A 14,468-nucleotide genomic window follows, 5' to 3' on the forward strand; every position below is an offset into this window, starting at 1 on the left:
TCAGCGTCCCGGGTCGGTGTCGGAGGCCATGCGCATGGCTTCGCTGATGGAGGTCTTGCCCAGCCGCACCAGCTCCAGCGCGTGGTCGGCCAGCGTGCGGCCGGCCATGCGCTGGCGGGCGGTGGCGAGGAAGCGGGTCGGGTCGCCGTGGGTGGCGGCCTGGGTCAGCTCGGCGTCCATCTCCAGCATTTCATACACGCCCAGACGGCCGCTGTAGCCGGTGTTGTTGCAAGCCGAGCAGCCCCGGCCGCGGCGCGGCTGGATGCTGGCGGCGCGCTCGCCGGCCATGGTGTTCAGCCAGGTCTGTTGTTGCGGGCTGAGGGTTTGCGGCTCGCTGCAGTTGGCGCACACGCCGCGCACCAGGCGCTGCGCGATCACGGCCTCCAGCGAGGTGGCCACCATGAAGGCGGGCACACCCATGTCAAGCAGGCGGAACGGGGTGCTGATGGCGTCCTTGGTGTGCAGCGTCGAGAGCACCATGTGGCCGGTCATGGCCGCACGCAGGCCGATCTCGGCCGTTTCCGGGTCACGCATTTCACCGACCAGGATCACGTCCGGGTCTTGCCGCAAGCAGGCGCGCAGCACCCGGGCAAAGGTCAGCTCGATCTTGTCGTTCACCTGCACCTGCGTCAGGCCGGGCAGGCGGTATTCCACCGGGTCTTCCACGGTGATGACCTTGTTCGCTTCGGCGTCCACTTCGGCGAGTGCCGCGTACAGCGTGGTGGTTTTGCCCGAGCCGGTCGGGCCGGTGACCAGCACCATGCCGGACGAGCGACCGAGGATTTCGGTGAAGCGGTAGAGCATGGCCGAGGGCATGCCGATGCTGTCGAGGCGGCGCACGCCGTTGTCCTGGCCCAGCAAGCGCATCACCACGGATTCGCCGTGCTGGCTGGGCATGGTCGAGAGCCGCACATCGAGCGTGCGTTCTTTCAGTCGCAGCGTGAAGCGGCCGTCCTGCGGCAAGCGCTTCTCCGATATATCGAGGCTGGCCATCAGCTTCAGTCGCTGGGTCAGTGCGGCGGCAATGCGCTTGTCGGCCTGCGCCTGGGTCTGCAGCACGCCGTCCACGCGGTTGCGGATCAGCAGCTCGCGTTCTTGCGGCTCCAGGTGCACGTCGGACGCGCCCACGGTCAGCGCTTCCTCGAACAGCGATTGCAGCAGCTTGACGACCGGCGCGGCTTCCTGGCCTACGCTGGCTTGCAGCGCGCCGAAGTCGACCGCGTCGCCGACGTCTTTCTCCACCGCCTTGGCCAGGCCGGTGATTTCGTCAGTGCGGCGGTAGAAACGATCGAAGACGGCCGGCAGCTGGCTTTCAGCCGCCACCGCCATCTGGATGGGTTTGCGCAGCAGGCGCGTCAGTTCGTCATAGGCGAACAAGTCGAGCGGATCGGCCACGGCCACGGTGCAGTGGTCGCCCTTGTCTTCCAGCACCACCGCGCGGTGGCGCCGGGCGGGGGATTCGGGCAGCAGGCGCACGGCCTCGCTGCGGATCGGGAACGTCTTGAGGTTGACGAAGGGGATGCGCAGCTGCGTGGCCAGGGCCTGCACCACGGCTTCTTCCGTCACCAGCCCGCGCTCGATCAGCAGGCGGCCCAGGCGCTTACCGGTTTGTTTGCCTTCTTCGAGTGCGGATTGCAGCTGCTGCTCGGACACCAGCTTCTGCTGCACCAGCACGTCGCCCAGCCGCAGGCGAGGCGGCTTGGTGAACGTGGCCGGCGCCGGGGTGGCGGCGGCCGTGGAGAGGGCGGTGTCTTCGGCGTTGCTCATGGGCGTTGCATTGGTGATCAGACCTGCCGGTGGCGCGCCATGCGCCGTGCACCCGGCAGCAGGCGCAAGGCGCACGCAGCCGGGTGTGGTCTGGGAATGCTAGGCCGATGAGGCGTGAAGTAAGGCTCAAAAAGGGCGGTTTGCGCCGCCCTGTTGTCACTCTGTGCCGGTGCTCAGCAGGTCGCTGTCGGGCGGGCGCTTCGGCGCGGCCCGCTTGCGCGGCGGCCGGGGCGCGGCCAGCAGCGCGCTGTGGTGCACGAAGTCCGGTGCTGGCCCCACGTGCACGGCGCTCACGCCGTCTGCCAGCGGCGCGCAGCTCCGAAAGCCGGTCGGCCAGGCGTTCCAGCCGGGCGGGGCGCTGTGGCGCGTCCAGGGGGTGGCCAGCCGCGGTGCGGTGAAGGGGCCGGCGCCGCGCAGGCTGACCAGTGGCTCGTCGGCCAGGCCGGCGGGCCAGGTGGGGGCATCGCCGGGTTCGGTGGTGAATGGCTCAACCGACTCAGTGGCGGTGGTGTTGGTTGCAGCCGCAACGGCCGCCCACGGCAGTGCGTCGCTCAGCGTCCATTCCAGCGCCTGGCCCCAGCTGAAGGGCGGGGTGCGGGTGTCGGCTGCGCTGTCGGGCAGGTCGTCTGCGGCCAGTCGAGCGGCGGCTTCCCACTCCAGCTCGCTCGGCAGCCGCCGGCCGGCCCAGCGGCACCAGGCCAGGGCCTCATGCCGGCTGAGAAACAGCGCTGGCCAGCGCGGGTCCAGCGGCACCCACTGCCCGAACTGCGCGAGCAGCCAGTGGCCGTCGTCGCTGCGGCTGAGGTGCCGCGGCCGCAGCAGGTTCTGGCGGCGCACCCAGGCCCAGCCTTCGGGTGTCCACCAGCGGGGCTCCTCGTAGCCGCCGGCCTCGATGAAGGGCAAAAAGCGCGCCCAGTTGATGGGGGCGAGGTCGATCGCAAAGCCGTGCAGGGCCAGCTCGAAGGCCGGCCGTTCGTGGGCGGGGTGTTGGCCGGTGGGCGGGGCGCCGAAGTGGTGGGTGGCCGCAGGCACATCCAGATCATCGGCTGCGGCCGGGCAGGGCAGCGGGGAAGCCGCCAGCGGGCCGGGCGCCAGGCCCAGCGTCTGGCAGATGGTCAGCAGCAGCAGGCGCAGCTCGTCCTCGCGGCGCAGCGCCTGGCGGTAGGGGTGCAGCGCATCGTCGGTCTGCGGCGTGGTGGCCAGCAGGGCGAGCGTGCGCTGGCGGCTGGCGGCCAGCAGGCTGCGCAGCGTGGGCAGATCGGGCACGTCCTGGTGCCAGCGGCTGGCGTGGCTGAGGCCGGGCGCCACGGCCGCGTCGAGCCGGGGCAGCGGGGCGGCTGAGCGGGGGGTGTCCGGGCTGGCCTGCGGCCCGAGGCGGCGCAGCGGGTGGCGGGCAATCCACCAGTCCTCGGCCCAGGCCAGCTCGGCCAGCAGCCAGCGCGGCGGGCTGAGCTCGGGCAGCACGCGCAGCTCCAGGCCGGGCGGCAGGGCGGCCACCAGCGCGTCGAGCAGGCCGAGGGTGTGCTGGCGGGCATCGCTGAGCGCGGCGGCCAGCTCCTGGCGGCTGCCGTGGGCCAGGGTGTGCGGGAGGTCGAGGGTGTCTGCGGTCATCGGGCCGGGATTATCGCGGCCTCGGCTTGGCGCGCGCGGCGCTCTGCGCAGGCCGGTGGGCCGGCGTCAGGCCGTGGTGGCAGCCGCCAGCCCGTTGTCGAAGTGGGCGCGCATCAGCCGGGCGGCCGCTGCTGCGTCGCGGGCTTGCAGGGCGGCCATCACGGCGCGGTGTTCGGTCAGCGATTCATGCAGGCGGCCCTGCTTGAACAGCGAGTGGTGCCGGTTGAGCTTCATCACCTTGCGCAGGTCGCCCACGATCTGCTGACGCCAGCGGTTGCCCGCCGCGGCCAGCAGGTGCAGGTGGAACTGCTCGTTGGTGGCGAAGAAGGCGTCGCGCTGGTCCACCTGTTGTTCGAGCTGGTCATGCAGGGCCTGCAGCGCGGCCAGGTCGGCATCGGTGCCGTTCTGCGCGATGTCGGCGGCAGCGTCGCTTTCCAGCAGGCCCAGCAGGCGGTAGACCTGGTGCACGTCGTCGGCCGACATTTCGGTCACGTAGGCGCCGCGCCGCACCTTCATCGTCACCAAGCCTTCGACCGCCAGCACCTTCAGCGCCTCGCGCAGCGGCGTGCGGCTGATGCCGTAGTCCAGGCAAAGCTTCTGCTCGTCGATCCAGCTGCCGGGTTCGAGCGCGCGGTTGAAGATCTGCTCCCGCAGTTTTTCAGCGACCTGCAGGTACAGGGCCTGGGGGGCAAAAAGGGAAGCGTTGGCGGGCACGGGGTAGGGGCGTCAGACCGGTGTCAAGTTTGAATTCATAATTATGCATCACGTATCATGGCTGTCTTGTTGAGGAATTTGCCTGATCCCGGCATCTTCCGCACCACTGCACGGCCCCCTGGAGACCCCATGTCGAACGCCCCGGAATTCACCCCTGCCACCCTTGATCAATGGGCCAAGGCCGCTGCCAAGTCAGCGCCTGGCGGTGATGTGGGCGCCCTGAACTGGGTGACGCCCGAGGGCATCACGGTCAAGCCGCTGTACACGGCTGAAGACACGGCCAACCTGCCGCATGCCAATACGCTGCCCGGCTTCGCGCCGTTCGTGCGCGGCCCGCAGGCGACGATGTACGCGGTGCGCCCGTGGACGATCCGCCAGTACGCCGGCTTCTCGACCGCCGAAGAATCGAATGCCTTCTACCGCAAGGCCCTGGCGGCCGGCGGGCAGGGTGTGAGCGTGGCGTTCGACCTGGCCACCCACCGCGGCTATGACAGCGACCATCCGCGCGTGACCGGTGACGTGGGCAAGGCCGGCGTGGCGATCGATTCGGTCGAGGACATGAAGATCCTGTTCGACCAGATCCCGCTCGACAAGGTCAGCGTGAGCATGACGATGAACGGCGCCGTGCTGCCGGTGCTGGCCGGCTACGTGGTGGCGGCGGAAGAGCAGGGCGTATCGCAGGAGAAGCTCTCGGGGACCATCCAGAACGACATCCTCAAGGAGTTCATGGTCCGCAACACCTACATCTACCCGCCCGAGCCGTCGATGAAGATCATCGGCGACATCATCGAGTACACGGCGAAGAACATGCCGAAGTTCAACTCGATCTCGATCAGCGGCTATCACATGCAGGAAGCGGGCGCCAACCAGGCGCTGGAGCTGGCCTTCACCCTGGCCGATGGCAAGGAGTACGTGAAGACCGCGCTGGCCAAGGGCCTGGACGTCGACGAGTTCGCCGGTCGCCTGAGCTTCTTCTGGGCCATCGGGATGAACTTCTATCTCGAGATCGCCAAGATGCGCGCGGCCCGCCTGCTCTGGACCCGCATCATGACGGGTTTCAATGCCAAGAGCCCGAGGAGCCTGATGTTGCGCACCCACTGCCAGACCAGCGGCTGGAGCCTGACCGAGCAGGACCCCTACAACAACGTGGTGCGCACCACCATCGAGGCGATGGCGGCCGTGTTCGGCGGCACCCAGAGCCTGCACACCAACAGCTTCGACGAAGCCATTGCGCTGCCGACCGAGTTCTCGTCGCGCATCGCCCGCAACACCCAGCTCATCATCCAGGAAGAGACCCACATCACCAACGTGGTCGACCCCTGGGCCGGCTCGTTCATGATGGAAAAGCTCACCCAGGACATGGCCGACAAGGCCTGGGCCATCATCGAGGAAGTCGAGGCCATGGGCGGCATGACCAAGGCCGTGGACAGCGGCTGGGCCAAGCTGAAGATCGAAGCCAGCGCGGCCGAGAAGCAGGCCCGCATCGACTCGGGCAAGGACGTCATCGTCGGCGTCAACAAGTACAAGCTGAGCAAGCAGGATCCGGTCGACATCCTCGACATCGACAACGTCAAGGTGCGTGACGGCCAGATCGAGCGCCTGAACACCATCAAGGCGACCCGCGACGCCGCCGGCGTGCAGGCGGCGCTGACGGCCCTGACCGACGCTGCCCGCAGTGGCGAGGGCAACCTGCTGGACCTGGCCGTGAAGGCCATGCGCCTGCGCGCCACCGTGGGCGAGGTGAGCGACGCACTCGAAGTGGTGTACGGTCGCCACCGTGCAGACATCCAGAAGGTGACCGGTGTGTACGCTGCTGCCTACGACAGTGCCGAAGGCTGGGACAAGCTCAAGGGCGAGATCGCCCAGTTCGCGGAAGACGCCGGCCGTCGCCCCCGCGTGATGATCGCCAAGCTGGGCCAGGACGGCCACGACCGCGGCGCCAAGGTGGTGGCCACCGCGTTTGCCGATCTGGGCTACGACGTGGACATGGGCCCGCTGTTCCAGACGCCGGAAGAGTGCGCTCGCCAGGCCATCGAGAACGACGTGCATGCCGTGGGCATCAGCACGCTGGCCGCAGGTCACAAGACCCTGGTGCCGGCCATCATTGCCGAGCTGAAGAAGCAGGGTGCTGACGACATCATCGTGTTCGTCGGTGGCGTGATTCCGCAGCAGGATTACGGCTACCTCTACGACGCGGGCGTGAAGGGCATCTACGGCCCAGGCACGCCGATCCCGGTCAGCGCGAAGGATGTGCTGGAACAGATTCGTGCGGCCCAGGCCGCCTGAGGATCCCATGCCTGCCACCGCCGACATGAACCTGCGCCTGGCCCCGGCCGGCGAAGACGACTTCGATGCGCTGCTGTCGCTGCGCTTGGCCGCGATGCGCGAGAGCCTGGAGAAGGCCGGCCGCTTTGACGCGCAGCGTGCGCGCGAGCGGCTGTCGCGCGGCTACCTGCCGGCCTACACCCGCCACATCCTGAAGGACAACGAGCTGGTTGGCTTCGTGGTGGTGGTGCCCCGTGAGCACGACTGGTTGCTGGACCACCTCTACATCCACCCGAGCGCACAGGCGCTGGGTGTGGGTTCGTGGGTGCTGCAGCAGGTGCTCAAGGAGGCGGACGAGCAGCACAAGGCGGTCAGCGTGACGGCGCTCAAGCTGAGTGACGCCAACCGCTTCTACCTGCGCCACGGCTTCGTGCTGCAGGCCGAAGGCGAGTGGGACCTGTACTACCTGCGGCCCGCGCGCGCAGCCCGGGCTTGAGGGTTGAGCGTGCTGCCTGCCGTTGATTTGCCGGCTGCTGATGCGGCCTTGCTGGAGCATGTGGTGCAGGGCGCGCCCATGCAGCAGCGCCGTGCGGTGGCCAAGGCCATCACGTTGCTGGAATCGACCCGCGCCGACCACCGCTTGCGGGCCGATGCCCTGCTGAATGCCATGCTGCCGCACACCGGGCGTTCGTTCCGCCTGGGTATCTCCGGCGTGCCGGGCGTGGGCAAGAGCACTTTCATCGAGGCGCTGGGCCTGCACCTGATCGCCCGGGGCCACCGCGTGGCGGTGCTGGCGGTTGATCCATCCTCCAGCCTGTCGGGCGGCTCGATCCTCGGCGACAAGACGCGCATGGAGCAGCTCAGCGTGAACGAGGCCGCCTACATCCGGCCGAGCCCGAGCAGCGGCACGCTGGGCGGCGTGGCTGAAAAAACCCGCGAGGCCATGCTGGTGTGCGAGGCCGCCGGGCATGACGTGGTGATCATCGAAACCGTGGGCGTAGGCCAGAGCGAAACGGCGGTGTCGGGCATGACCGACATGTTCTGCCTGCTGCAACTGCCCAATGCGGGCGACGACCTGCAGGCCATCAAGAAGGGCGTGATGGAAATCGCCGATCTGGTGGTCATCAACAAGGCCGACATCGATGAAAACGCCGCCACCCGTGCGCGGGCGCAGATCACCTCGTCACTGCGCATTTATGGCCACCACGGCCATGGCGAAGACGGCGCGCAGGCCGCGGCGCCGTGGATGCCCGAAGTGATGCAGATGAGCGCGTTGCGCAACCAGGGCGTGGATGCCTTCTGGGCCACGGTGGGCCGCTTTCGCGCGCTGCAGGAAGCCAGTGGCCGACTGACCGAGCGCCGCCATGCCCAGGACGAAGCCTGGATGTGGGAGCGCATTGATGTCGGCCTGAAGGCCCGTTTCCGCGCGCATGCCGATGTGAACCAGACGCTGTCTGCGCTGACGCAAGACGTGCGCGCTGGCCGTGTGGCAGCCTCGGTGGCTGCCCGGCGGCTGCTTGATTTGTTCCATTGACGCCGAGGGTGAACCACCGCGGCGGCTTGTGTTGAATTGACTTGATTTCGAGTGAGAGTGCCTGAGGAGCCAACCATGCATGACATCCAGCAGATGCTTGAAGAAAAGCGCGCCAAAGCCCGACTGGGCGGTGGTGAAAAGCGCATCGAGGCGCAGCACCGCAAGGGCAAGCTGACCGCCCGCGAACGGCTGGAGCTGCTGTTCGACGAAGGCACCTTCGAAGAATGGGACATGTTCGTCGAACACCGCTGCGTGGACTTCGGCATGGAAGACACCAAGATCCCTGGCGACGGTGTGGTGACCGGCTACGGCATGATCAACGGCCGCCTGGCGTTCTCCTTCAGCCAGGACTTCACCGTCTTTGGTGGCGCGCTGAGTGAATCGCACGCCGAGAAGATCTGCAAGGTGATGGACCAGGCGATGAAGGTTGGCGCGCCGGTGATCGGCCTGAACGATTCGGGCGGTGCCCGCATCCAGGAAGGCGTGGCCTCGCTTGGTGGTTATGCCGACGTGTTCCAGAAGAACGTGATGGCCTCGGGCGTGATCCCGCAGATCAGCATGATCATGGGGCCGTGCGCCGGTGGCGCGGTGTATTCGCCGTCGATGACCGACTTCATCTTCATGGTCCGCGATTCGTCGTACATGTTCGTCACTGGCCCCGAGGTCGTGAAGACCGTGACGCATGAAGATGTGACGGCAGAAGAGCTGGGCGGCGCCACCACCCACACCACCAAGAGCGGCGTGGCCGACCTGGCTTTCGACAACGACGTGGAAGCGCTGCTGATGCTGCGCCGCTTCTTCAACTACCTGCCGCTGAACAACCGCGAGAAGCCGCCGGTGCGCCCGAGCGGTGATGCCGCGAACCGGCTGGATTATTCGCTCGACACGCTGGTGCCCGAGAACGCCAACAAGCCCTACGACATCAAGGAGCTGATCCTGAAGGTGGTGGACGACGGTGACTTCTTCGAGCTGCAGCCCGACTACGCCGCCAACATCGTGATCGGCATGGCGCGCATGGAAGGCCAGACGGTCGGCATCGTGGCCAACAACCCGCTGGTGCTGGCCGGCTGCCTGGACATCAAGAGCTCGATCAAGGCCGCGCGCTTCGTGCGCTTCTGCGATGCCTTCAACATCCCGGTCATCACCTTCGTCGATGTGCCGGGTTTCATGCCGGGCACGAGCCAGGAGTACGGCGGCATCATCAAGCACGGCGCCAAGCTGCTGTATGCGTATGCCGAATGCACGGTGCCGAAGGTCACGGTCATCACCCGCAAGGCTTACGGCGGCGCGTATGACGTGATGGCCTCGAAGCACCTGCGTGGTGACGTGAACTTCGCCTGGCCGAACGCCGAGATCGCGGTGATGGGTGCCAAGGGCGCGGTGGAGATCATCTTCCGCGAAGACAAGGGCGACCCGGTCAAGCTGGCGGCCCGCGAGGCCGAATACAAGGCCCGCTTCGCCAACCCATTCGTGGCCGGCGCACGCGGCTTCATCGACGACGTCATCCAGCCGCACGAAACCCGAAAGCGCATCTGCCGATCGCTGGTGATGCTGCGCGACAAGAAGCTGGAAAACCCGTGGCGCAAGCACGGAAACATCCCACTGTAACGAGGCCCCCACGCTCCCTGCCGGTCGCTGCCCCCCGAGGGGGCTCATGCAGCGGCCCGGCAGAGCCGGTTCCGCGCATGCGGCTAGGTTGAAATCCAGAGCGACGCGACGCGACGCTCGTTGATCGAAGGTCAACACTATGTTTAAGAAGATTCCTATTGCGAGCTGCGGTGAAAACGGCCGCAAGGCCGTTTCGGCGAAGCCAGATTGCCTGGTGCGCGAAGCGCACGCAGGCGAGTTCCCCGCGGAGACCAACCATGTTTAAGAAGATCCTCATTGCCAACCGCGGGGAAATCGCCTGCCGGGTGATCAAGACGGCCCGCAAGATGGGCATCAAGACGGTGGCGGTTTATTCCGAGGCCGACAAGGACGCACGCCATGTGGAGCTGGCCGATGAGGCCGTGCTGCTCGGCCCGGCGCCTTCGCGTGAAAGCTATCTGGTGGCCGACAAGATCATCGCGGCGGCCAAGGCCACTGGCGCTGAAGCGGTGCACCCGGGTTACGGCTTCCTCTCCGAGAACGAAGCGTTCGCGCGTCGTTGCGAGGAAGAGGGCATCACCTTCATCGGCCCGAAGCACTATTCCATCGCCGCGATGGGCGACAAGATCGCCTCGAAGAAGCTGGCGAACGAGGCCAGGGTCAACACCATTCCGGGCTACAACGACGCCATCGACACGCCCGAGCAGGCCGTGGAGATTGCCAAGGGCATCGGCTATCCGGTGATGATCAAGGCCAGTGCCGGCGGTGGTGGCAAGGGCCTGCGCGTGGCCTTCAACGACAAGGAAGCCTTCGAGGGCTTTGCTTCGTGCCGCAACGAAGCCCGCAACAGCTTCGGCGATGACCGCGTGTTCATCGAGAAGTACGTGCTGGAGCCGCGCCACATCGAGATCCAGGTGCTGGGTGACAGCCACGGCAACGTGCTGTACCTGCATGAGCGCGAATGCTCGATCCAGCGTCGTCACCAGAAGGTGATCGAGGAAGCGCCGTCGCCGTTCATTTCCGACGAAACCCGCAAGGCCATGGGCGAGCAGGCCGTGGCTCTGGCCAAGGCCGTGAAGTACCAGAGCGCCGGCACCGTGGAGTTCGTGGTCGGCAAGGACCAGGACTTCTACTTCCTGGAAATGAACACCCGCCTGCAGGTGGAGCACCCGGTGACGGAGTGCATCACCGGCCTGGACCTGGTGGAGCAGATGATCCGCGTGGCCGCGGGTGAGCGACTGGCGTTTGCACAGGCCGACATCAAGCGCGACGGCTGGGCCATCGAGTGCCGCATCAACGCCGAAGACCCGTTCCGCAACTTCCTGCCGTCGACCGGCCGACTGGTGCGTTATGCACCGCCGGCCCAGCAGCTGGAGCAGTCGGTGGAAACGCTGCAAGGCCCGGCCTATGCCGACGGCAAGTACGGCGGCGTGCGGGTGGACACCGGCGTGTACGAAGGCGGCGAGATCCCGATGTTCTACGACTCGATGATCGCCAAGCTCATCGTGCACGGCCGTGATCGCAATGACGCGATCGCCAAGATGCGCGCGGCGCTGAACGGCTTCGTGATTCGCGGCATCAGCAGCAACATCCCGTTCCAGGCGGCCTTGCTGGCCCACCCGAAGTTCGTGACGGGCGCCTTCAACACCGGCTTCATCGCCGAGCATTACAGCCAGGGCTTCAAGGCCGAAGATGTGCCGCACGACGACCCGTTGTTCCTGGTCGCCATCGCCGCCTTCGTGCGCCGCAAGGCGCGTGAGCGTGCGGCCGGCATCAGCGGCCAGCTGCCTGGCCACGGTGTGAAGAACGACGCTGATCTGGTGGTGGTGCAGCTCGGCCCGAATGGCCAGCATGTGCACCACGCCGTGAACCTGCCGGTGTTTGACGCCGCGCGTGGTGCGGCCGATGTGCAGGTGGGCGACAAGGTGTATGCCATCGAGAGCCGCACCAAGCTGGGCGACATCCTGATGACCGGCACCGTGAACGGCAAGCCTTTCAGCGCCCAGGTGGAGCGGGTGGCGGGCAAGAACCCGCTGGCGCTGCGCGTGGCCCACAACGGCACGCAGCTCGATGCGCTGGTGCTGCTGCCGCGCGCTGCCGAGCTGTTCAAGCTGATGCCCTACAAGGCGCCGCCGGACCTGAGCAAGTTCCTGCTGTCGCCGATGCCGGGCCTGCTGGTGGACGTGGCGGTGAGCGTGGGCCAGAAGGTGCTGGCCGGCGAGAAGCTGGCGGTGATCGAAGCCATGAAGATGGAGAACATCCTCGTGGCCACGCAGGACTGCGTGGTCAAGGAAGTGCGCGCGCAGAAGGGCGAAAGCCTGAGCGTGGACCAGCACATCATCGCCTTCGAGTGAGCCGCCATGAGCAAGCCTTTCAAGATCCTCGGCATCCAGCAGATTGCCATCGGCGGGCCTGACAAGCAGCGGCTCAAGTCCCTGTGGGTCGACATGCTTGGCCTGCAGGTCAAGAGCACGTTTGTCAGCGAGCGCGAGAACGTGGATGAAGACATCTGCGCGCTCGGCAGTGGCCCCACCGCGGTGGAGGTCGATTTGATGCAGCCCATCGACCCACACAAGAAGCCGGCCGTGCACCTGACGCCGCTGAACCATGTGGGCCTGTGGGTTGACGACCTGCCAAAGGCCGTCGAGTGGATGACGGCGAACGGCGTGCGGTTTGCCCCGGGGGGTATCCGCCCGGGCGCGGCCGGACACGACATCTGCTTCATCCATCCGAAGGGCAACGACGACTTCCCGCTGTGCGGTGAAGGCGTGCTGATCGAGCTGGTGCAGGCGCCGCCTGACGTGGTGGCTGCACTGGGCTGAAACAGGGCCGAAATGACAGGGCAGCGTCAGCGTGACGCAGTGCAATAGAGGTCAGAAGGCCCGGCACGCCATGAGGAGACATTCAATGACGAACTACGCTGAATTCCATCGCCGCTCCATTGAGGACCGCGATGGTTTCTGGACCGAACAGGCCTGCCTGGTGGACTGGCACGAGCCCTTCACCCAGGTGTGCGATTACAGCGAACCACCGTTCGCGAAATGGTTTGCCGGCGGCAAGACCAACCTGTGCCACAACGCAGTAGACCGCCACCTGAAAGACCGGCCGGACCAGAACGCGCTGATCTTCGTGTCCACCGAAACGGGCATCGAGCAGACCTACAGCTTCCGCGAGCTGCACGCCGAGGTGCAGCGCATGGCGGCCATCCTGCTGTCGCTGGGCGTGAAGCAGGGCGACCGGGTGTTGATCTACATGCCGATGATTGCCGAGGCCTGCTTCGCGATGCTGGCCTGCGCCCGCATCGGTGCGATCCACTCGGTGGTGTTTGGCGGCTTCGCCAGCCACTCACTTGCCAGCCGCATCGACGATGCCCAGCCGGTGGCCATCATCAGCGCCGACGCCGGCATGCGTGGCGGCAAGGTGGTGCCCTACAAGCACCTGCTCGATGAAGCCGTGTCGCTGAGCACCCACAAGCCGGCGAAGGTGCTGATGGTGAACCGCGGCCTGGCCGAGTTCAGCCGCACCGCCGGGCGAGACGAAGACTACGCGTCGCTGCGCGAGCAGCACCTCGACACGGTGGTGCCCTGCGCCTGGGTCGACAGCACGCACCCGAGCTACATCCTCTACACCAGCGGCACCACCGGCAAGCCCAAGGGCGTGCAGCGCGACACCGGCGGCTACGCCGTGGCGCTGGCGGCCAGCATGCGGCACATCTACATGGGCCAGCCTGGCGGCACGTTCTTCTCCACCAGCGACATCGGCTGGGTGGTGGGGCACAGCTACATCATCTACGGCCCGCTGATCAACGGCATGGCGACCATCATGTACGAGGGCCTGCCCACCCGCCCGGACGCCGGCGTGTGGTGGAGCCTGGTCGAGAAGTACAAGGTCAACGTGATGTTCAGCGCGCCCACGGCCGCGCGGGTGCTCAAGAAGCAGGACCCTGCCTACCTGACCAAGTACGACCTCTCCAGCCTGCAGGCGCTGTTCCTGGCCGGCGAGCCGCTGGACGAGCCGACGGCCACCTGGATGTCGGACGCCATCCACAAGCCTGTCATCGACAACTACTGGCAGACCGAAACCGGCTGGCCGATCATGGCCGTGTGCAACGGTATCGAGCCGGCCGCCACCAAGTTCGGCTCACCCGGCAAGGCGGTCTACGGCTTTGATGTGCGATTGATTGACGAGACCACCGGCGCCGAGATCACCGAGCCCAACCAGAAGGGCGTGATTGCCGTGGAAGGCCCGCTGCCGCCGGGGTGTCTGCAGACCGTGTGGGGCGACGACGCCCGCTACGTGAAGACCTACTGGAGCAGCATCCACGGACGCACCATGTACAGCACCTTCGACTGGGGCGTGAAGGATGCCGATGGCTACTTCTACATCCTGGGCCGCACCGACGACGTGATCAACGTGGCCGGGCACCGCCTGGGCACCCGCGAGATCGAGGAGAGCATCAGCAGCCATCCGGCCGTGGCCGAAGTGGCGGTGGTGGGTGTGGCTGACGCGCTGAAGGGGCAGGTGGCCGTGGCCTTTGCCGTGCTGAAGGACAGCGGATCGGCTGCGTCCCCAGCCGATGCGCTGAAGCTGGAAGGCTCGATCATGAAGCTGGTGGATGACCAGCTCGGCGCAGTGGCCCGCCCGGCACGGGTGCGGTTTGTCAGCGTGCTGCCCAAGACGCGCAGCGGCAAGCTGCTGCGCCGCGCCATCCAGGCGGTGTGCGAGGGCCGCGACCCGGGTGACCTGACCACCATGGAAGACCCCGGCGCCCTGCAGCAGGTCAAGGACGTGATCACCGCCTGACCAGCACCCAGGCCACCACCCGGTGGCCTTTTTTATGCCATGACTGAAAAAAAATGGCGGTGAAGGCCAGGAAATTTCACGATGTGAAGTCTGACTTCAAAATTGACAGCCAACGGTCAGCGGATCCCTTCAAAATCGCGCGCATTGCGCTTTGGCTTGCGCCTGGTCGCCCCTGACCGGCACAGGC

The 14,468-nt window shown here is 66.7% G+C and carries 10 protein-coding genes; 7 read left to right on the forward strand and 3 right to left on the reverse strand.

Annotation, left to right across the window (positions count from 1 at the left end):
• From AACH00_RS17050 to AACH00_RS17060, 3 genes are all read right to left on the reverse strand, one after another.
• On the reverse strand, positions 1-1,767 hold the full coding sequence (locus AACH00_RS17050; protein ID WP_341400385.1) for a GspE/PulE family protein: 1,767 nt from the start codon (positions 1,765-1,767) through the stop codon (positions 1-3).
• Positions 1,768-1,923: 156 nt separating this feature from the next.
• On the reverse strand, positions 1,924-3,378 hold the full coding sequence (locus AACH00_RS17055; RefSeq protein WP_341400386.1) for an SUMF1/EgtB/PvdO family nonheme iron enzyme: 1,455 nt from the start codon (positions 3,376-3,378) through the stop codon (positions 1,924-1,926).
• Positions 3,379-3,444: 66 nt separating this feature from the next.
• Positions 3,445-4,092 (reverse strand): GntR family transcriptional regulator, encoded by a 648-nt coding sequence (locus AACH00_RS17060; protein WP_341400387.1) that lies wholly within the window; start codon positions 4,090-4,092, stop codon positions 3,445-3,447.
• A gap of 129 nt (positions 4,093-4,221) precedes the next feature.
• On the opposite strand from AACH00_RS17060, the gene scpA reads away from it, so the two are divergent.
• The 7 genes from scpA to AACH00_RS17095 all read left to right on the forward strand — a co-directional run bounded on the left by scpA (position 4,222) and on the right by AACH00_RS17095 (position 14,281).
• Positions 4,222-6,378: a methylmalonyl-CoA mutase gene (scpA, locus tag AACH00_RS17065; protein ID WP_341400388.1), complete on the forward strand. Its 2,157-nt coding sequence runs from the start codon at positions 4,222-4,224 to the stop codon at positions 6,376-6,378.
• A 7-nt stretch (positions 6,379-6,385) separates the two neighbouring features.
• Positions 6,386-6,853: a GNAT family N-acetyltransferase gene (locus AACH00_RS17070; protein WP_341400389.1), complete on the forward strand. Its 468-nt coding sequence runs from the start codon at positions 6,386-6,388 to the stop codon at positions 6,851-6,853.
• A gap of 9 nt (positions 6,854-6,862) precedes the next feature.
• A complete protein-coding gene (gene meaB / locus AACH00_RS17075; protein ID WP_341400390.1) occupies positions 6,863-7,891 on the forward strand; it encodes a methylmalonyl Co-A mutase-associated GTPase MeaB in 1,029 nt (342 codons plus the stop codon).
• A 75-nt stretch (positions 7,892-7,966) separates the two neighbouring features.
• Complete coding sequence (locus tag AACH00_RS17080; RefSeq protein WP_341400391.1) at positions 7,967-9,499, forward strand: acyl-CoA carboxylase subunit beta; 1,533 nt, start codon at positions 7,967-7,969, stop codon at positions 9,497-9,499.
• 257 nt (positions 9,500-9,756) lie between these two features.
• Complete coding sequence (locus AACH00_RS17085; RefSeq protein WP_341400392.1) at positions 9,757-11,832, forward strand: acetyl-CoA carboxylase biotin carboxylase subunit; 2,076 nt, start codon at positions 9,757-9,759, stop codon at positions 11,830-11,832.
• Positions 11,833-11,838: 6 nt separating this feature from the next.
• Positions 11,839-12,300 carry a VOC family protein gene (locus tag AACH00_RS17090; protein WP_341400393.1) on the forward strand — a complete coding sequence of 154 codons (462 nt, stop codon included), beginning with the start codon at positions 11,839-11,841 and terminating at the stop codon, positions 12,298-12,300.
• 70 nt (positions 12,301-12,370) lie between these two features.
• Positions 12,371-14,281: a propionate--CoA ligase gene (locus AACH00_RS17095; protein WP_341400394.1), complete on the forward strand. Its 1,911-nt coding sequence runs from the start codon at positions 12,371-12,373 to the stop codon at positions 14,279-14,281.
• Positions 14,282-14,468 lie beyond the last annotated feature (187 nt).

It is taken from the genome of Ideonella margarita (assembly GCF_038066635.1).
Lineage (GTDB): Bacteria > Pseudomonadota > Gammaproteobacteria > Burkholderiales > Burkholderiaceae_C > Ideonella > Ideonella margarita.

What these genes read in the sequence shown, in the direction of transcription:
- scpA (WP_341400388.1), top strand. Translation starts at nt 4,222, where the DNA reads ATGTCGAACGCCCCGGAATTCACCCCTGCCACCCTTGATCAATGGGCC.
- AACH00_RS17055 (WP_341400386.1), bottom strand. Translation starts at nt 3,378, where the DNA reads ATGACCGCAGACACCCTCGACCTCCCGCACACCCTGGCCCACGGCAGC.
- AACH00_RS17085 (WP_341400392.1), top strand. Translation starts at nt 9,757, where the DNA reads ATGTTTAAGAAGATCCTCATTGCCAACCGCGGGGAAATCGCCTGCCGG.
- AACH00_RS17095 (WP_341400394.1), top strand. Translation starts at nt 12,371, where the DNA reads ATGAGGAGACATTCAATGACGAACTACGCTGAATTCCATCGCCGCTCC.
- AACH00_RS17050 (WP_341400385.1), bottom strand. Translation starts at nt 1,767, where the DNA reads ATGAGCAACGCCGAAGACACCGCCCTCTCCACGGCCGCCGCCACCCCG.
- AACH00_RS17080 (WP_341400391.1), top strand. Translation starts at nt 7,967, where the DNA reads ATGCATGACATCCAGCAGATGCTTGAAGAAAAGCGCGCCAAAGCCCGA.
- AACH00_RS17090 (WP_341400393.1), top strand. Translation starts at nt 11,839, where the DNA reads ATGAGCAAGCCTTTCAAGATCCTCGGCATCCAGCAGATTGCCATCGGC.
- AACH00_RS17070 (WP_341400389.1), top strand. Translation starts at nt 6,386, where the DNA reads ATGCCTGCCACCGCCGACATGAACCTGCGCCTGGCCCCGGCCGGCGAA.